General features: G+C 67.4%; 15 protein-coding genes. 13 read left to right on the top strand and 2 right to left on the bottom strand.

The window, feature by feature from the left end:
- Positions 1 to 233 precede the first annotated feature (233 nt).
- Positions 234 to 473, bottom strand: coding sequence for a hypothetical protein (locus tag ACYVAN_RS00355; protein WP_460954306.1), 240 nt, complete (start codon positions 471 to 473; stop codon positions 234 to 236).
- Positions 474 to 733: 260 nt separating this feature from the next.
- Between ACYVAN_RS00355 and ACYVAN_RS00350 the strand changes: the two genes are divergently transcribed.
- The 4 genes from ACYVAN_RS00350 to ACYVAN_RS00335 all read left to right on the top strand — a co-directional run bounded on the left by ACYVAN_RS00350 (position 734) and on the right by ACYVAN_RS00335 (position 4,719).
- The gene (locus ACYVAN_RS00350; RefSeq protein ID WP_460954304.1) at positions 734 to 1,933 is read left to right on the top strand and encodes a helix-turn-helix domain-containing protein; all 1,200 of its coding nucleotides are present in this window, start codon (positions 734 to 736) and stop codon (positions 1,931 to 1,933) included.
- Between the two features lie 106 nt (positions 1,934 to 2,039).
- Positions 2,040 to 2,900, top strand: a complete 861-nt coding sequence (locus ACYVAN_RS00345; RefSeq protein ID WP_460954302.1) for a siderophore-interacting protein — start codon at positions 2,040 to 2,042, stop codon at positions 2,898 to 2,900.
- 298 nt (positions 2,901 to 3,198) lie between these two features.
- Positions 3,199 to 4,227 (top strand): ABC transporter substrate-binding protein, encoded by a 1,029-nt coding sequence (locus ACYVAN_RS00340; RefSeq protein WP_460954300.1) that lies wholly within the window; start codon positions 3,199 to 3,201, stop codon positions 4,225 to 4,227.
- Between the two features lie 339 nt (positions 4,228 to 4,566).
- A complete protein-coding gene (locus ACYVAN_RS00335) occupies positions 4,567 to 4,719 on the top strand; it encodes a hypothetical protein (RefSeq protein ID WP_460954298.1) in 153 nt (50 codons plus the stop codon).
- Positions 4,720 to 4,780: 61 nt separating this feature from the next.
- Here the strand turns inward: ACYVAN_RS00335 and ACYVAN_RS00330 are convergent, their stop codons facing one another.
- Positions 4,781 to 5,944: a glycosyltransferase gene (locus tag ACYVAN_RS00330; RefSeq protein ID WP_460954296.1), complete on the bottom strand. Its 1,164-nt coding sequence runs from the start codon at positions 5,942 to 5,944 to the stop codon at positions 4,781 to 4,783.
- A gap of 313 nt (positions 5,945 to 6,257) precedes the next feature.
- Here ACYVAN_RS00330 and ACYVAN_RS00325 point away from each other — a divergent pair, with 313 nt between their 5' ends.
- The 9 genes from ACYVAN_RS00325 (at position 6,258) to ACYVAN_RS00285 (ending at position 17,882) form a co-directional block, all read left to right on the top strand.
- Positions 6,258 to 9,188 (top strand): aminotransferase class V-fold PLP-dependent enzyme, encoded by a 2,931-nt coding sequence (locus ACYVAN_RS00325; RefSeq protein WP_460954294.1) that lies wholly within the window; start codon positions 6,258 to 6,260, stop codon positions 9,186 to 9,188.
- Positions 9,172 to 10,494: a cytochrome P450 gene (locus ACYVAN_RS00320; protein WP_460954292.1), complete on the top strand. Its 1,323-nt coding sequence runs from the start codon at positions 9,172 to 9,174 to the stop codon at positions 10,492 to 10,494. The genes ACYVAN_RS00325 and ACYVAN_RS00320 overlap by 17 nt, the downstream gene beginning before the upstream one ends.
- A gap of 87 nt (positions 10,495 to 10,581) precedes the next feature.
- Complete coding sequence (locus tag ACYVAN_RS00315) at positions 10,582 to 12,054, top strand: anthranilate synthase component I family protein (protein ID WP_460954290.1); 1,473 nt, start codon at positions 10,582 to 10,584, stop codon at positions 12,052 to 12,054.
- On the top strand, positions 12,051 to 12,644 hold the full coding sequence (locus tag ACYVAN_RS00310; protein ID WP_460954288.1) for an anthranilate synthase component II: 594 nt from the start codon (positions 12,051 to 12,053) through the stop codon (positions 12,642 to 12,644). The genes ACYVAN_RS00315 and ACYVAN_RS00310 overlap by 4 nt, the downstream gene beginning before the upstream one ends.
- Positions 12,637 to 13,665 (top strand): anthranilate phosphoribosyltransferase, encoded by a 1,029-nt coding sequence (trpD, locus tag ACYVAN_RS00305; protein ID WP_460954286.1) that lies wholly within the window; start codon positions 12,637 to 12,639, stop codon positions 13,663 to 13,665. Before ACYVAN_RS00310 ends, trpD begins: the two co-directional genes overlap by 8 nt.
- Positions 13,662 to 14,444: an indole-3-glycerol phosphate synthase TrpC gene (gene trpC, locus ACYVAN_RS00300; protein WP_460954284.1), complete on the top strand. Its 783-nt coding sequence runs from the start codon at positions 13,662 to 13,664 to the stop codon at positions 14,442 to 14,444. Before trpD ends, trpC begins: the two co-directional genes overlap by 4 nt.
- Entirely contained in the window at positions 14,441 to 15,676 is a 1,236-nt protein-coding gene (gene trpB, locus ACYVAN_RS00295) for a tryptophan synthase subunit beta (RefSeq protein WP_460954282.1), read from the top strand. The genes trpC and trpB overlap by 4 nt, the downstream gene beginning before the upstream one ends.
- Positions 15,673 to 16,455, top strand: coding sequence for a tryptophan synthase subunit alpha (gene trpA / locus ACYVAN_RS00290; protein WP_460954280.1), 783 nt, complete (start codon positions 15,673 to 15,675; stop codon positions 16,453 to 16,455). The genes trpB and trpA overlap by 4 nt, the downstream gene beginning before the upstream one ends.
- The gene (locus tag ACYVAN_RS00285) at positions 16,446 to 17,882 is read left to right on the top strand and encodes a class II 3-deoxy-7-phosphoheptulonate synthase (RefSeq protein WP_460954278.1); all 1,437 of its coding nucleotides are present in this window, start codon (positions 16,446 to 16,448) and stop codon (positions 17,880 to 17,882) included. The genes trpA and ACYVAN_RS00285 overlap by 10 nt, the downstream gene beginning before the upstream one ends.
- Positions 17,883 to 17,964 lie beyond the last annotated feature (82 nt).

The raw sequence follows: 17,964 nt of genomic DNA, 5'->3' as shown, positions 1-17,964 counted from the left end.
GCACCAGGGTCATCGACCTGCTCCAATCGGCGGATGTTCGGCCCCGGTCGCGAGGCCGGTCGCGGTGTTCTTGGTCGTTTTTCGGCTCACCTGCGCGATCGGCCGCCTCGGTCGAGATCCGTGCCGGTGAGCCCGAACCCGTCACCATGACCGTTGGCAGCCGTGGCGATGGTCCGTTGCGCAGCACCGGAACCCGTGCGGGTCGGAATTTCGCACTTCCGTGGCAGGGAGCGTCATTCGTCCCCGCTGCGGGGTATCCGCCGTTCGTGTTCGATCCGGCGGTTCCGGTCCCCCAGCGTCGCGGTGATCCGTACGCAGCTCATGCACGGCATGCCGTGAGCTACTTCCATCAGCTCCGGATCGAAGGTCTGCCCGCAGAGGGAGACCAGCTGTCCTTCCGGGGTCGTGGTCGCCGCATGCACCACGCGGGCTGATTCCCCCACCACGCCGAAGCGGTAGCGGATGTTCAGCATCGCCACGTCCCGGTCGCCGGGCGTTGTGTGCGGAGCGCGGCGGTATCGGTCGGACGGTAGTGACCGACGTGCCGATCGCGGAGTGCACGCACCATGCTCGTCACCTGCTTGTTCACTTGTCGTAATCCTGCGTGCCCGACGGTAATTCATACCGGGCACCCGGAGTGACAGTCTGGTGACAGTAAGCGTATGTCGGTGTCTTCATGTGCACCTGCATTTACCCTAAAGCATGGTTGTATTCGCGCGTTCGAGGAGAGTTGATGAGCTCCGTCGCAGCTGGTTCGACCACTGGTGAGCGTGTGGCCATGGCACGCAAGGTCGCCGGCCTGAACCAGCACGCCCTCGCACAGCGGGCGAACTACAGCACCAGCATGGTGCGGGCGGTGGAACAGGGGAGAGAGCCGGCTTCGCCCGCCTTCGTCGCCGCGGTCGTCCGCGCCTTGGGCATCGAGACGGAGGAGCTCTACGGCCAGCCCTACCGGGAGCTGCTCGACGACGACGGCGGGGCGCCGGGTCTTTCCGCGCTGCGCGCGCTGTTCGCCGAGGGAAACTGGGTGCTCGCGGTGGACCCCGGATCGGCTGCCGACCTGGCCGCGGACCTGGAGCGAGTCCGCGAGCTACGCCGCACCGACCGGGCCCACCAAGCGATCGAGCTCATGCCCGTGCTGCTACGCCAGCTCTTGGGGGCTGTCGAGCAAGCCACGAGCGGCGCGCGGCGCGAGCACGCGCAGCGCATGCTGGCCGCCGCGTACGCCAACACCGCGCAGCTCGTCTACCGGTTCGGCTGGACGGTTCTGGCCGCGCACGCGGTCGATCGGATGGAGATCGCCGCCGAGAAGTCGGACGATCAGCTGCTGCTCGCGCACGCGGCACAGCACCGTTCATTGCTGCTGCTGTCCCACGCTTCCTACGACACCGCCGGCGATCTCGTGGCCCGCTCGCTCGACAGAACGACCGGGTTCGCGGACGAGGAGCCCGTGCTTGCGCTGCGCGGGTCGGCACATCTGCGCGGAGCGATCATCTCGGCTCGGGCGGGCCTCCCGGACCGCGCGCGGGAGCACGTCCGCGAGGCGCGCACGTTCGGTGCGCGGTTGGGGCGTGCGTCGACGGCTTACGACACCAATTTCGGGCCGGGGAACGTGGAGATCCACGATGTGGCGGTCTCGTTGGAGGTCGGTGATCCCGGTCGAGCGGCGCGGGACGGTTCGGCGTTGAACCTGCCGCCGGACACCCCGCCGAATCGCGTCGGGCACCACTGGCAGGACGTGGCCCGCGCGTGGGTGCTGTCCGGCGAGCACGCGAACGCGCTCAAAGCGTTGAACCAGGCCCGGCGGGTCGCTCCGCAGCAGACCCGCTACCACCCCCAGGTGCACGAGACCGCTCGGGCGATCGCCCTCGCCGAGCGCCGCAAGTCGGACAGCATCGCGCATTTCACCGCATGGTTGGGCCTCAAGGCGTAGACACGCGCGTTGAGCGGGCCGCTTCGGAGCGAGTTCGATCAAAATCAGCTCTGGCCGCCGCTCTGTTTTTAGGTTAGCCTCCCCTTAGCGTCGAATGGAGGGGTGGATGAGTACGACGGCACAGGCCACTACGACCCGCACGAGCTATCGCTTCGCGACCGTGCGCAGTGTCGAATCGGTGACCCCCAACATGCTGCGGGTCGGGTTCGAGGGGGCCGACCTCCGCTGGATCGTGGGTGCTGGGCCGGATCAGTACGTCAAACTGTTCTTCCCGATCCCCGGACAGGCTCGGCCCCAGCTCCCGGAGGGCGAGACCGAATACGGCATGTCCTGGTACCGGGCCTATCTGGACATGCCCGACGATGTGCGGCCTGCGATGCGTACCTACACGGTTCGTGCGCTGCGTCCCTCGCTCGGCGAGATCGACGTGGATTTCGTCCTGCACGGTGACGACGGGCCCGCATCGCGCTGGGCGCGGCGCGCCCGCCCTGGTGACGAGGTGGCGATGATCGGTCCGCACGGCATCTACGCGGTGCCACCGGAGGCGAACTGGCAGCTGCTCGTCGGTGACGAGACCGCTGTTCCGGCCATCGCGGCGATCGTGGAGAGCCTGCCGCGGGAGGTCGCCGCCCGCGTGTTCGTGGAAACCGGTTCGGAGGTGGACGAACAGCACTTCGACACCCCGGCGGACGTCGACATCCGGTGGTTGCCGCGCGGTTCCGCGCCGCGTGGGCAGCGCTTGCTGGAAGCGTTGCGTGCCGACGAGTTCCCGGCCGGCTTCCCGTACGCGTGGCTGGCGGGTGAAGCCGGCGTGGTCAAGCACGTCCGCCGCCACTTGGTTTCCGAGCGCGGATTCGAGAAGCGGGCGATCACCTTCACCGGCTACTGGCGGCAAGGAAAGTCCGAAGAGGACACGGGGAGGGCGGTCGTGCAGCAGCGCGACCGCGTCAAGGAAACCGAGGACTGAGAACTCGGTTCGGAAGCGTTCGGTGGCCGCGTTCCGCCCGGTACGCCCCACCGCCGAAGTCGCTGCATAGCCGATAGGCGGTTGCACGGGCAGGTACCGCGCAACGCGAACCTGCCTGGGGATCCGGACATCGTCTGACTGAAACACCAGGCGCAACGCGCCGCCGGAGCCGCATTCGTGCGGCCGATGCGTGCGCGCGAAAAGCGCTGAATTCCGCGGAACGAAAGAGAAAAGAAAATTGGGTATGGCAGCAGGCGATGATGCTCGCCTTGATGGACAGTCCCGGACGCCGTCGTCGGTGTCGTCCCGGAAAGACATCGGTCGCCGGGGTTTCCTCGCGGCGATGGGTGGACTGCTGGCGGTGGGTGCCGCCGGCTGCGGTTTCGGGGCTTCCGGTTCGAACGAGGAAGGGAGCAAGCCACGCAAGATCCAGCACAAGCACGGCGTGACCGAGATCGAAGGCATCCCCTCCCGGATCGTCACCGTCGGCCTGACCGAGCAGGACTACGTACTGGCGCTCGGAAGTGCCCCCGTGGCGGTGCGCGAGTGGTTCGGTGACCACCCCGGTGCCCTGTGGCCGTGGGCGCGGCAGGCGCTGGGTGATCGCCCGCTGCCCGAAGTGCTTCCCGTGGACGGGCTCGATTTCGAACGTATCGTGGGCTTCGAGCCGGACCTCGTCATCGGAGTCAATTCGGGGTTGACCGCGCAGGAGTACGACACCCTCGCGAAGATCGCGCCCACGGTGGCCCAGCCCGAGGACTACGCCGATTACGGTGCGCCCTGGCAGGAAATCACTCGCGTCATCGGACAGGCGATGGGACGCGAGCAGCAGGCCGAAGACCTCGTCCGCCGGCTGGAGCAGCGGTTCGACCGGACACGCGCGGAAAACCCCGGTTTCGCCGATTCGACGGCACTGCTCGCGGCCTCGATGGGGGGCGAGGCCTACGCCTACGCCGAGGGGCCCGCGCCGAAGTTCCTCACCCAGCTCGGGCTCGAGCTTCCGCCCGCTGCGGCGGGGTTGTTCACCGGCGAGAATCGCGCGCCGGTCCAGGTCAGCCTGGAACGCCTGAAGGTGCTCGAAGCTGATGCGCTCCTGCTCGGCGTCTACGACACCGCCGGGCGCGGTGTCGCCGACAAGCGCGTCTACCAGGAGCTCGACACCGTGAAGCAGGGTCGTGACCTGGTGATGCCGCAGATGAGCAGAGTCAACGGAGCGCTCTCGTTCGGGTCGGTGCTGAGTCTGCCCATCGCGTTGGACGAGGTGGTGCCCCGGCTCGCGGCCATGGTCGATGGTGACCGGCGCACGGAACCGGAACCGGCGGGCTGACGAAACGTGGGTGCGGGGTCCTCTGTGTTCACCCCGCTTGGGCGTCCACTATGGTCGGAGGCAGGCCACTGCGATCGGTCACCGCGACCGTGCACTGTGGTTGTTCGTTTTACCCGGCTAGAGCAGTGAGAACCGGCCGCCGCCGATGACCGCACCCACGGCCGCCCCCGCGACGACCTGAGATCGGCCGTACGGACCCGTGACCACGAGGTGGCGACGACGATCATCATTCGCAGCGGGCACCACGGCCCGTCGATGTCACCGGCGCCGCACGCGTCCAGCCGATGCCCCGCCGCGTAAACTGGCCAGGATGGCGATGAATGCGGCGAGGAGCGTGCTGTGCAGGACTACCTTCCGATAATCCTGCTGGGAGTGGCGGGTTTCCTGGCAGGTGGTGCCTACACCACCTGGAAGAACACGCGCGGTTTGGCGATCATGCTGGCGGCCGCGGCCGTGGTCGCCCTCGCCGCCGGTATCGGCTGGATGTTCTGAAACCGCGTCATCCGGCGCGCCAGGGCGACCAACGTCGAAGCCGCCCCGGCACATCGGCGGATCAACCGCGGGTGAACTCGGGCAGCCGCGTCGCGACCTCCTCCGGGGAGGGCATCGCGGCGATTTCGTCGGCGATCCGGCGTGCGGAGGCGGTAGCGGTTCCCGCCAGCAGTGCTCGGGCGGCCGCGTTGATGGAATCCGGGGTGGCGTCCGCCGGGAACAGCTGGGTACCCGCACCGGCGGCAACGGCGGCGTCGGCATTGATGAACTGATCCGCTCCTTGCGGGAGGAACAGCTGCGGGACGGCAGCGCCAAGTGCGCCGAGCGTCGTACCCGAACCGCCGTGGTGCACGACGAGATCGGCGTGCGGCAGCAGCTCCGCTTGCGGAACCCACGGCAGAACGGTGACGTTGTCGGGCACGTCCCACAGTTCACTCGCCTCCACCCGCGGCCCGGCGGCGACCATCAGATCGCCGTCGACCGCGGCCAGACCCTCGATAGCGGTTCGCAGCAGTTCGGCGTTGGCGAACGCGGTGCCGAGAGTCAGGTAGACGAGCGGGCGTCCGCGATCCCGTGCGGTCACCACCCCCGGCAGCTTGCCTCCCTCGTCGAACGGCACCGGACGCAGCGGGATGCGGTTCGGTGCGGTGCCCGACTCCGGGCCGCGCAGCGAGGCCGGGTAGATGTCGAGGTACGGGTTGCCGAGGGAGCTCGACAGAGGACTCGGCAGCGGGAGTCCCATTTCGGACCCGAGCGAGTGCAGTGATTCCAGCAAGAGCGGGCCGACGCTGCTGATGTCCTCGCGGCCGAATCCGTGGCACACGCCCGGTACGCCGGCGCGCATGGCGGCCAGACCGGCGCCGGGGTTGCCCGCCTCGTGCACCACCAGGTCGAACCGGGCATCGTCCAGTACGGGGATCAGGTCGCGGACGAATCGGCGCGGCAGCACATCACCGAACACTCGGGACATGACCTGCCGCTGCCATTCCGCCACGGAGAAGTCGTCTCGGCTGAGCTCCCCGTTGGCACCGCGCATTTCTTCCACGGCTTCGGGCATGCTCATCCCCGCGGTGGCGGGTTCGAGACCCGCCGCGATCAGGGTCGAGTGGAACGCCGGCCCGGTCGCGAAGACGACCTCGTTCCCGGCTCGGCGGGCGGCGACCGCCAGTGGGAGCAGCGGGTAGCAGTGACCGTGGGTCGGAAGAGCCGAGAACAAGATGCGCACGCCTTCACCATAGACACACCGGTTGGTGGGTGGCGGCCCGGTCGGCCGAGCGAGGCGGGACGGTTCGACATCGGGACGCGCTCACCGGAGCCTTTCGCGGGCGCCGCGGATCGAGTTTCCACCATCTCGCTCCACCATCTCGCGAAACAGGTGGAGAGTGCGTGGAGAGGAGAGCGAGAGCATCCCCGCATAGCGTTCGTCGGTACCGGGTTCGCAATACCGACCAGGGCTGATCCTGGAGATCCGTTCCCGGGAACGTCCTCGAACCAACAGTTCCGATTCCCCGTCGCAGAACCACTGGGGAGGAGGCATCATGCAGGGAAACGTCCACCCGTTCAAGGCGATCATCATCGGAGCCGGTCCTGTCGCGTGTCTGGTCGCGCTCCAGCTCCGCGCCCGTTCCATTCCGGTCGACGTCTACGAAAAAAGCGTCGACATCCGGCGATTACCCTTCAACAAGAGCCACTCGTTCAATCTCACTCTTACCCGGCGCGGGTTGGGATCGCTTGCCCCGAAGCTCACCGAAGCCCTCTACGGAATGGGTGTTCCGCTTCCACAACGGGTTATTCACCAAGCGGACGGGACGCTCTCGTACCAGCAGTACGGAACCGCGCCGGACCACCACCTGTTGTCGATTCCACGAGACAGCCTGCATCGCACGCTGCTCACCGAGGCCGAGAACGCGGGCACCAGGTTCTTTTTCGGACACCAGTGCGTAGGCGCGGACCCGAACACGGCACGGGCCACGTTCGCGGTGGAAGGCAACGGAATCACCGAAGCGGCCGGGGACGTCCTCATCGGCTGCGACGGCGCGAACAGCATCGTTCGGCACGAGATGTCCCGGCGCGGTGCCCGCATGCGCATCACCCAGGAGTACATCGAGCACGGTTATGTCGAACTGCGCACACCGCCGGGGACGGACGGGCAGCACGCGTTGCTCGGCGCCCTGCGCGATCCGGAACAACCCGCGAGCCAGCTCCACGGCCTGCACGTCTGGCCGCGCGGCGATTTCATGGCGCTTGCCCAACCCAACGTCGACAACAGCTACACGACCAGCCTGTTCATGCCGTTGACCGGCTCGGAGGGGCAGCCGAGTTTCCGGTCGTTGCGCACGCCCGGTGATGTGGACGCCCTTTTCGAACGCCATTTCGCGGATCTCGCGAAGTACGTCCCCGATGCATCCACGGACGTGCTCGCGACACCGCCCGCCTCGTTGAAGACGGTCAAATGTTTTCCGTACCACCACGAACGAGCGGTGCTCATCGGTGATTCCGCGCACACGATGGTGCCGTTCTACGGGCAGGGAATCAATTGCTCCTTCGAGGACGTGGAAACATTCGCGGCGATTCTCGATCGCCATTTGAAAGCGATCGGACCCACCGAGGCGATCCGGCAGACCCTGATCGACTTCACGGCAGCCCGCAAGGATCCGGGTGACGCGATCGCGGACCTGTCCCTTTCCAACCTGAGAGAACTGACCTCGCAGACCGGTAAGAACACCTATCACACCCGAAGTCATCTCGAGCAGAAACTGCACGAACGTCATCCCGACCTGTTCATCCCGCTCTACCACATGGTGGCGTTCACCGACATTCCCTACCAGGACGTGGTGCGCATTCGGGAACAGCAGGAGAAGGTATTGGACGAACTGTGCGAGCGTTTCGACGCCGGAACCGAAGCGGATCGGATCATCGAGGCCTACGCCGCCAGGGCAACCGAGAATCCGTGCGTTCCCGACAACGCAGCCGAGCTCACCGCCCTGTCGTCGAGTCTGGAGCTCACACCGGACGAGTCCAGAACGTTCGTGAACACCGTCGTGGCCCGGATTCTGAAATACCAGGAAGACCTCGCCGCCGGGCGATACCCGGCGTCCTACCTGCACGGTGCGGAGAACGCCCGCGACTACTCGGAGGGCAGGCGGGTGGCCGTCCGGCTGCGGGAGCCACGCCCACCCTTGCTGGGTACCGACCTGGACACCTTGTTGAAGGAGGTGTTCGACACGGTGATGACCAACGGGATGATCCACCCGCATCCCGGTTTCCTCTCACACGTGCCCTCGGGTGGCCTGTTCCAGGCGGCCGTCGGGGAGTTCCTCGCCCGCACGCTGAACCGGTTCGCGGGGGTGTGGGCGGCCGCGCCCGGCTTCACCCAGATCGAGACCAACGTGATCCGTTGGTTCTGCGGGATGCTCGGCTACGGCGAAGGGTCGTTCGGCTACCTCACGACAGGTGGTTCCATCGCCAACTTCATGGGCCTGCGGTGTGCCCTGGAACAGCAGGACGAGGTGTCGCGGCGTTCCGCCACCGTGTACGTCTCGAGCCAGGGCCACTTCTCGGTCGCGAAGGCGGCGCGGATGGCAGGCGTCGAAACCGATCGGGTCCGGGTCGTCGACGCCCATCCCGATCACACCATCGACGTCGAGAACTTGCGGGAGCGGATCGAGCAGGACAGGCGGCTCGGGCTGTCTCCGGCGTGCGTGGTCGGCACGGCGGGCACCACCAACACCGGGGCGATCGACGACCTGGTGCGGCTCGGTGACCTCTGCAGGCAAGAGGGAATCTGGTACCACGTCGACGCGTGCTTCGGTGGCTTCTTCCGGCTCACCGAACGCGGCCGGGCACTGCTCAGCGGAATCGAGCAGGGCGACTCCATCGCCGTCGACGCGCACAAGTCGCTGTTCCTGCCGCACGGTACGTCGGCGCTGCTGGTGAAGGATCAGGCGAACCTGCGTGGCGCGTTCGAGGTTCCCGGTGCCGGCTACATTCCGGAACTCACCAGCGACGACGACCACGTCGACTTCTGCGACTACGGGCCCGAACTGACTCGGGAGGTGCGCGGGCTGACCGCGTGGCTGCCGATCAAGTTGCACGGTGTCCTCGCGTTCGAGCAGTCCCTGGACGAGAAGCTCGACCTGGCCGCCGATCTCGCCGAACGGCTGCGCCGGCTGGACGGGATCGAGGTCGTGGAACGGGGTTCGCGACACCTGCCGGTGGTCGCCTTCAAGCTGCGCGCCGAGAGCGGTGCGGAGGAAGAACTGTTGAATGAGCGGCTCTGCGAACTGATCTGCGCGCGCGGGAACGTCTACCTCGCGACTGCCCGCTTGCCCCGAGAGGGCCTGGTCATCCGTGCGTGCGTGCTGCATCACCAGACCGACAAGGCAACCATCGACCAGCTCCTCGACGACGTCGCCTGGTCGATCAGCAACGTGCGACAGGAGGCTTTGAGCAATGCCGACCACGACTGAGCCAGCATTCCCGCCCGGACCGACCGGTAGTACGGGGGAACAACTCGAACGCTTCAACCAGGATCCGTTCGGACGCGTGCTCGAGCTGGAGCGGGAGCACGGAACCATCTTCACGCTGCGGCTGGGCGGTCTCGGCAACGAAGAGCTGGTGGATATCGACAACAACGGTCACTGGGTTTTCTTGTCCCGGCCGCACCAGATCAAGGCGATGTACTCGGCCGATGCGGAGACCATCAGCGGTGCCCAGGCCAACGCGCTGTTCTTCGGCACCAACGAGAAGTCCGTGTCCTACCTCGACGGCAAGGACCACCGGTACCGGCGGTCGCAGATCCTGCCGTCGTTCAGCGGCGGCCGGGATTACGTCTCGATCATCTCCTCGGCCATCGACCGGAACCTGTCGCAGTGGCCCAGGGAAACACCTTTCGCCCTGTTTCCCGCTCTGCAGAAGCTCACGTCGGAGATCATCGTCGAGATCGTCTGCGGCAACTTCGACGAGCTGGATCGCGTCGAGCTGGCGGCGTTGATGCCGCGGATCGAGAACGCGCACAACACGCTCGACGACGTGCTGGAAGCGGATGGGAAGATCCGCTCCTTCGTCGACGCACGAATCGACGGTCACCTGGTCAAGTCGGACGAGGCAGGCCGGGACGACGTGCTCGCCACCCTGCTGCGGTTCGCGGCCGACGGTGATGCGTCACTGACCCGGGAAGTCGTGCGCGACGAGGTGTTCAGCCTGCTGTTCACCGGCTTCTCCACGACAGCCAACACCCTGTCCTGGGCGTTCTTGCGGATCCTGCACCACGAGGACGTGTACGAGGAACTGCTGCGCGAGCTGGGCGAAGACTTTCGGGAGCGTCCGTTGCGGCGAGAGGCCTTCAGTTCCCGGAAGTACCTCGAAGCGACGATCATGGAGGTGCTGCGGCTACACCCGGTATCGGCGCTCAACGGGGTGCGCATGCTCCGGGAACCGTTGGAGATCGACGGACACCTGATCCCGGCCAAGACCATCCTGGTGCACTGCGCCTACCTGCTGCAGCGCAGCCCGGAGGTGTACGACGAGCCCGAGCGGTTCACTCCCGAGCGGTTCATGGAGACCTCGGTGAGCCCGTACGTGTGGGGCGCTTTCGGGGGTGGGGAAAGAACCTGCCCCGGACGCAACTACTCGCGCGAGGAAATGAAGATCGTGCTGGCGATGGCTCTGTCCGAGCTGCGCATCGAACCGGTCGGCGAGTTCCCGACTTCGCAGCAGCAGGGCATCTTCATGGCGCCCGAGGACCACGCACAGGTCGTCATCCGGGACCGCTAAGTCCGCTGTGGACGGTGGGGTGAACCGACACTTCCGGTGTTCTTCACATCCTGCGCACACGAACGCCACGATGAAGGGCGAATAGAAGTGCACAACGTACGAGAAGTGGAAACCGCCGCGATCGACATGGTGTCGGTCCCCGACCGGGACGGTGTGGCGGCGCTCGCCGACGACTATCCGATCATTCCCATATACCAGGAGTTTCTGGCCGACACGGTCACTCCGGTGATGTTGTTCTCGCAGCTGTGCGGCCCGGATGATCCCGGCTTCCTGCTGGAAGGCGTCCCCGTCTCGGGCGACGTGGCGCGGTACTCCTACATCGGCTACCAGCCGAGTCCGGTCGATCTCCCCGAAGGTGACCCGCTCACGGCGCTGCAGGAGATGACGACCCGGCCGGTCGCACCGGTACCCGGTCTGCCGCCGTTCCGCGGTGGAGTGGTGGGATATCTCGGCTACGAGACGGCCGGTCACTTCGAACGGCTACCCGAGTCCGACGGTCCGGCACCGGACTTGCCGGACGCGGCCTTTCTGTCGGTCGAGGACCTGGTCGTCTTCGACCACGCGACCCGCCGGCTGCTCCTGGTCACGATGCACCGTCCGAACGCGGAGTCCTACGACGACGCGTGCGCCCGGATCGGACTGTTGCGAGAGCGGTTGCTCGCCGCCGCCACCTGGGGGCAGTTCACCGTTCGACCGCTCACCCGCGAGACCGAACCGGACGTCGACCGCTGGGAGTCCAACTTCACCCGCGAAGGGTTCGAATCCGGGGTGAAGCAGGCTCGCGAGTACATCGCGGCCGGTGACGCGTTCCAAATCGTGCTTTCGCAGCGGTTCAGCAAGCCGCTGCGGGCCGACCCTCTCGACCTGTACCGACACCTTCGGGCGACCAACCCGTCCCCGTACATGTATCACCTCAGCCTCGGAGGCGGCAGGCACGTGATCGGTGCCTCGCCGGAGTTGTTGGTCAAGGCGGATGGCGGGCGGGTGGAGACCCGGCCGCTGGCCGGAACTCGACCCCGCGCCGCCGACGCCGCGACCGATGCGGAGCGGGAACGGGAGTTGTTGTCCGATGAGAAGGAACGGGCAGAGCACGTCATGCTCCTCGACCTCGGCCGAAACGACATCGGCCGCGTCGCCGAGCCGGGAACTGTCCGCGCGGAACGCGTCATGGAGGTGGAACGCTTCTCCCACGTCATGCATCTGTCGTCCACCGTGGCCGGTGAGTTGACGCCCGGAGCCTCCTGCCTGGATGCGCTGCGGTCGACCTTCCCGGCCGGAACCCTGAGCGGCGCCCCGAAGATTCGGGCGATGGAGATCATCGCGGAGCTCGAGCCGCAGCGGCGGGGCGTGTACGGCGGTGCGCTGGGCTACGTCGGCTTCGGTGGTGCGGCCGACCTCGCCATCGCCCTGCGGACCATGGTGATCGCGAACGGGCAGGTGCACGTCCAAGCGGGCGCCGGGATCGTCGCGGATTCCGATCCGACCGCGGAATACCTGGAAACACTGCACAAGGCGCGGGCGATGTTCAGCGCTGTCGAGCGCGCGGAGGCGGCGACATGACCGCACGAGACGAGGTCCGTTCTCGCCCGAGGGTGGCCGTGGTCGACAACTACGATTCGTTCACCTACAACCTTGTGCACCACATAGCCGAACTCGGTGGCGAACCGGTGGTGTTCCGCAACGATGCGACCACCGTCGACGAGCTCGCGGGACACGACATGCTGGTGCTCTCACCAGGGCCGTGCACGCCCGCCGAAGCCGGACTGTCGGTGACGGCGGTGCGCGAGCTCAGCGGTCTGCTTCCGCTGCTCGGGGTGTGCCTCGGCCACCAGTGCATCGCCGAGGCGTTCGGTGGATCCGTCGTCCGGACGGCACCGGTGCACGGCAAAGCTTCCGACATCGACCACGACGGAACCGGTGTGCTCGCCGGCCTGCCCCGCCCGTTCGCCGCGACCCGCTACCACTCGCTCGCGGTCGACCCCGCAACGCTGTCCGCGCCGCTGGTTGTCAACGCCACGGCCGGCGGTGTGGTGATGGGAATGCGGCACGAATCCCATCCGACGTTCGGCGTGCAGTTTCACCCGGAGTCGCTGCTCAGCGTCGAGGGCAAGCAGTTGTTGGCGAACTTCCTGGAGTGCGGCGATGATTGAGCTACTCAGGCGGGTGTCGGGCGGGCATTCGCTGACCGAATCCGAAGCGGCCTCCGCGATGCGGATGATCATGCGGGGCGAGGTGAGCCCCGTTCGCGTGGCGGGGTTCGTGATGGCGCTGGCGGCACGTGGTGAGACGGTTGACGAGATCACCGGCCTGGCAATCGCCGCGCGCGAGTTCGCCACCGAGGTGCCGATCGACTCCCACGTGCTCGACACCTGCGGCACCGGCGGCGACGGCCACAACACGTTCAACATCTCCACCGCTGCGGCGGTCGTCGCCGCCGCGTGCGGTGTTCGGGTGGCCAAGCACGGCAATCGCAGCGCGTCGTCGTCGTGCGGGAGTGCCGATGTGCTCGAAGAACTCGGGGTGGGGATCGAGCAGGAACCGGGAGATGCGGCCCGAGCGCTGGAGACGGTGGGAATCGCGTTCCTGTACGCCCCTCGGTTCCACCCCGCCTTCCGGTACGTGGCCGAAGCCCGCCGCGAACTGGGTGTCCGAAGCGTGTTCAACCTGCTCGGTCCGTTGTGCAGCCCGGCACGCGCCCGATTCCGGATGCTCGGCGTCCCCAGTCCGGAACTGGTCACGCCGATGGCGGAGGTGCTCTCGCGCCTCGAGGTGACCCGCGCGTTGGTCTTCCACTCCGAGGACGGGATGGACGAGTTGAGTCTCGGAGCACCCTCGAAAGTCGTCGAAGTGGCCGGTGACCAACGCCGGGAGTACCGGCTCGATCCCACCGAACTGGGGTTGTCCACGACACCGGCCGCGGACCTCGAGGGTGGTGACCGGCGGATCAACGCGGACATCCTGCGTCGCGTCTTCACCGGTGAACGTGGAGCCGCCCGCGATGTCGTGCTGCTCAACACCGGGGCCGCGCTGCGGGTCGCGGGCCGCGTCGACGGGTGGCACGAGGGCTTGGAAGTGGCGAGCCGTGCGATCGATAGCGGCGACGTGCACGAACTGCTGCAGAACTGGGTGAGAACGACCCACGACGCCCGACCGTTGAGGAGTTTGACATGACCACGACCATGCTGACCGGCCTCGTAGCGGCCGCCGAACGACAGACCGCCCGACGTAGGAGCGTACGTGCGGACGACGAGATCACCCGACGTGCGTTGTCCGCGCCCGCGGCCCGGGATTTCGCCGCCGCGCTGGCCGAACCGGGACTCGGCGTGATCGCCGAGATGAAGCGACGCAGCCCCTCCCGGGGAGCGCTCACCCGTTCCTACCAGCCGAAGGACCTGGCCGCGAAGTACGAACGCGGCGGGGCGGCCGCGATCTCGGTGCTCACCCATGAGGACGGGTTCGGCGGCAGTCCGGAACACCTTCGCGCGGTCCGAGCCGAGACTGCTCTTCCGTTGCTGCGCAAGGATTTCATCGTCGACGACTACCAGGTGTGGGAGGCACGTGCCCTCGGTGCGGACGCCGTGCTGCTGATCGTCGCGGCACTGCCGGAACAACGACTCGGCGAGCTGCTCGACCGCACCCGGCGCCTGGGGATGGAAGCACTCGTGGAGGTGCACACCGAAGCCGAGGTCGACGCGGCGATGGCGGCGGGTGCTCGTGTCATCGGCGTCAACCACCGGGATCTGCACACGTTCTCGATCGACATGACGCGTACGGAGCGGTTGCGCGGTCGTGTCGGCAGGAGTCGGTTGTTGGTCGGCGAAAGCGGGGTGCGTTCGGCTGAGGACGCGCGTCGGCTCCGGACAGCAGGAGCAGACGCGACGCTCGTCGGCGAAACCTTGATGTCCGCCGTCGACCCGGAGACGAAGTTGAAGGAGCTGAGCGAAGCATGAAGCCCCAGGACGGATTCGGCCGCTTCGGCGGTCGGTATGTGCCGGAAACGCTCGTGGCCGCGCTGGACGAGCTGGCCGAGGCGTGGAATGGCCTGCGCGACGATGCGGGGTTCGGAGCCGAACTGCGCGCCTACCAGGCGAGCTTCGTGGGCCGCCCCACCCCGCTCTACGAGGCGGAGCGATTGACCGAGCACCACGGCGGAGCCACGATCCACTTCAAGCGCGAGGACCTGTGCCACACCGGAGCGCACAAGCTGAACAACGCACTCGGCCAGGTGGTACTGGCCCGCCGCATGGGGAAACGCCGCATCATCGCGGAAACCGGTGCCGGCCAGCACGGGGTGGCGACCGCGACCGTGTGCGCCAGGTTCGGTCTCTCGTGCGTGGTGTACATGGGGGCCGAGGACATGCGGCGGCAGGAGGTCAACGTGCGCCGCATGCGCCTGCTGGGGGCGGAGGTCCGTCCGGTCACGGCGGGTACGGCGACCTTGAAGGACGCGACGTCCGAAGCGATCCGGGACTGGGTCACCAACGTCGGCGACACCCACTACATCATCGGATCGGCCGTCGGTCCGGCCCCGTATCCGGAAATGGTGCGGGAGCTGCAGCGGGTGATCGGGGACGAAGCCCGTGCGCAGTATCTCGCGGAGTCGGGTGTCCTGCCGGATGTCGTCGTGGCGTGCGTAGGCGGCGGTTCGAACTCGATCGGCATGTTCAGCGGCTTCACGGAGGATGCCGGTGTCGCTCTGCTCGGAGTCGAAGCGGGTGGTACGGGACTGGCCGAGGGTAGGCACGCGGCGGGCACGGTCGCGGGAACACCGGGTGTGCTGCACGGCAGCTACAGCTTGCTGTTGCAGGACAACGCCGGCCAGATCCAGCCGACCCATTCGGTCGCGGCGGGGCTCGACTATCCCGGTGTGGGACCCGAGCACGCGATGCTCGCCGACCAGGGCCGAGCGTCCTATGTCGCGGTTTCCGACGACGAAGCCCTGGCGGCGTTCAAATTGTGCACCAGGTTGGAAGGCATCATGCCCGCGTTGGAGACATCGCACGCGTTGCACCAGGCCGGTGAGCTGGCTGCGGAACTCGGCCGTGGTGGCCGCGTCCTGGTCTGCCTGTCCGGCCGCGGTGACAAGGACATGCACACCGTCGAGGAGATGTCGCCCATCGACGGCGAAGCCGTGAAGGCGGGAATCGACCGGGAACCGAGCATGGCGGGAGGCCAGCGATGACGACGACCGAAGTGTCGCCATTGGAACACCGATTGCGCAACGACGACGGCAGCCTCGCCCTGGTGCCGTACCTGATGGCCGGGCACCCCGACGCGCGAACCACGCGGGAGGTGGGGCGTCGTCTCGCCGGTGCCGGTGTCGGGGCGATCGAGTTGGGCATCGCTTACAGCGATCCGCTCGCTGACGGACCGGTCATCCAGCGGGCCGGTCAACGCGCGCTGGAGGCGGGCGCCACGGTGCCGGGCTGCTTGGAACTGGCCGCCGACATCGTGGCCGAGGGCGGCGCGCCGGTGGTGCTGATGACCTACGTCAACCCGGTACTGGCGTACGGCGTGCAGCGGTTCGCGCGCGACGCCGCCCAGGCGGGGGTGACGGGGGTGATCGTGCCGGACCTGCCGGTGGGGGAGTCCGACGAGGTGACGGGACCGTTTCGGGCCGAAGGCCTCGATCCGGTGTTCCTCGTGGCTCCGACCAGCTCGTCCGAGCGCGTCGCCGCGGCGTGTTCCGCGTCGAGCGGGTTCGTCTACTGCGTCACCGTCACCGGGACCACCGGCAGCCGGTCCGCGCTGCCGGACGGGGTTTCCGGACTGTTGTCGCACGTTCGGCAGCAGACTTCGTTGCCGGTCGCCGCCGGCTTCGGCATCTCCGGCCCGGAGCACCTGGCGCGGCTGCGCGGACGTGCGGACGCCGCTGTCGTCGGCAGCGCGATCGTGAGGGAACTCGACAAGGGGCGGGACGCCCGGTCGCTCGTGGAGGAGTTGTTGTCAGCATGCAGGTGATCGAAGCCGATTCGCAGCCGATCGAGAAGACCCAACCGGCCGCGCCGGACCCGGCGTACCCGCTGGTGCATCGAGCCCCGGGTTCGTGGCGGCCCGACTCCTGGGCGGACCGGCCCGCCGAACAACAGCCTCGCTGGCCGAACCCGGACGCGGTGGAAACCGTCGCAGAGGAAATCTCGCTGCTACCACCGCTCGTGCTGCCCACCGAGGTTCAGCAGTTGCACCGGTCGCTCGCGACGGTTGCCTCGGGGCGGGCTTTCCTGCTCCAGGCGGGCGACTGCGCCGAACAGTTCAGTTCCTGCACCGAGCAGGGTGTGCGCGGCAAACTTCGGGTCATCCTCCAACTGGCCATCCTGCTGACCTACGGCTCGGGACTGCCGGTGGTGAAGGTCGGCCGGATCGCCGGCCAGTTCGCCAAACCCCGGAGCACCGATGTCGAAACCGTGGCCGGACAGGAACTCCCGGTCTTCCGGGGCGACATCGTCAACAGTCCGGAACCGACCGCGCAGGCACGCCGACCCGAACCCGAGCGGATGTTGCGGGCGTACCACAACGCCTCGGCGACATTGAACATGTTGCAGGCACTGACGAAGGAGGGTTTCGCCGACCTCGACCAGGTGCACGCCTGGAACCAGGAGTTCGTACGTCGCAGCCCCGCAGGCCGGGATTACGAGGCGGTCGCCGACGACATTACATGGGCGCTGCGGTTCATGTCCGCGTGCGGCACCGAGCAGGTGAGCTCGCAGGCGCTGCACCAGGTGCAACTGTTCACCTCCCACGAGGCGCTGTTACCCCGCTTCGAGCAGGCCCTGACGCGGTTCGACGTCGAAACCGGTGCGTGGTTCGGCACGAGCGCCCACATGCTGTGGGTTGGGGACCGCACCCGGAAGCTCGACGGGGCACACATCGAGTATTTGTCGGGCCTGGCCAATCCGGTCGGAATCAAGATCGGTCCTTCGACCACGCCCTCGGAGCTGCTCGCCTTGTGCGAGCGGCTCGACCCGGAACACCTACCGGGGCGCCTCGTGCTGATCTCGCGGATGGGGGCACAGCGGATCAACAGCGAGCTGCCGCCACTGGTGCGAGCGGTGCACGATTCGGGGCATCCCGTGGTGTGGTCGTGCGATCCCATGCACGGCAACACGTTCCGCTCCGCGAGCGGGTACAAGACGCGGCACCTGACCGATATCACCGCCGAGATCGCCGGTTTCTTCGCCGTGCTCGGTGAAGCCGGCGTGCATCCCGGTGGTATGCACCTGGAGATGACGGGGGAGGACGTCACCGAGTGCCTCGGCGGAGCGGACGAGGTGTTGGACACGCACCTGTGCACGCGTTATGAGACGGCGTGCGATCCGCGGCTGAATGCCAGCCAGTCAATCGAGTTGGCGTTCCGGGTCGCGGAACTGCTCCGCGAACACCACGGGTAGGGATCGCGAGTGGCTGACGTCGTTCGTGCGATACGACCCGGCGTCGGTGGCGGCGGGGCACCGCGGATCGTCCGTTCCGGTG

This window comes from Parasphingorhabdus pacifica, assembly GCF_054779195.1.
Note: the sequence above shows the minus strand (reverse complement) of the source record. Positions and strands in the feature narration are given on the sequence as shown.

Coding starts and splice junctions, on each gene's coding strand:
- trpD (WP_460954286.1), top strand. CDS start 12,637: ATGATTGAGCTACTCAGGCGGGTGTCGGGCGGGCATTCGCTGACCGAA.
- ACYVAN_RS00325 (WP_460954294.1), top strand. CDS start 6,258: ATGCAGGGAAACGTCCACCCGTTCAAGGCGATCATCATCGGAGCCGGT.
- ACYVAN_RS00320 (WP_460954292.1), top strand. CDS start 9,172: ATGCCGACCACGACTGAGCCAGCATTCCCGCCCGGACCGACCGGTAGT.
- ACYVAN_RS00350 (WP_460954304.1), top strand. CDS start 734: ATGAGCTCCGTCGCAGCTGGTTCGACCACTGGTGAGCGTGTGGCCATG.
- ACYVAN_RS00355 (WP_460954306.1), bottom strand. CDS start 473: ATGCTGAACATCCGCTACCGCTTCGGCGTGGTGGGGGAATCAGCCCGC.
- trpB (WP_460954282.1), top strand. CDS start 14,441: ATGAAGCCCCAGGACGGATTCGGCCGCTTCGGCGGTCGGTATGTGCCG.
- ACYVAN_RS00310 (WP_460954288.1), top strand. CDS start 12,051: ATGACCGCACGAGACGAGGTCCGTTCTCGCCCGAGGGTGGCCGTGGTC.
- ACYVAN_RS00345 (WP_460954302.1), top strand. CDS start 2,040: ATGAGTACGACGGCACAGGCCACTACGACCCGCACGAGCTATCGCTTC.
- ACYVAN_RS00285 (WP_460954278.1), top strand. CDS start 16,446: ATGCAGGTGATCGAAGCCGATTCGCAGCCGATCGAGAAGACCCAACCG.
- trpC (WP_460954284.1), top strand. CDS start 13,662: ATGACCACGACCATGCTGACCGGCCTCGTAGCGGCCGCCGAACGACAG.
- trpA (WP_460954280.1), top strand. CDS start 15,673: ATGACGACGACCGAAGTGTCGCCATTGGAACACCGATTGCGCAACGAC.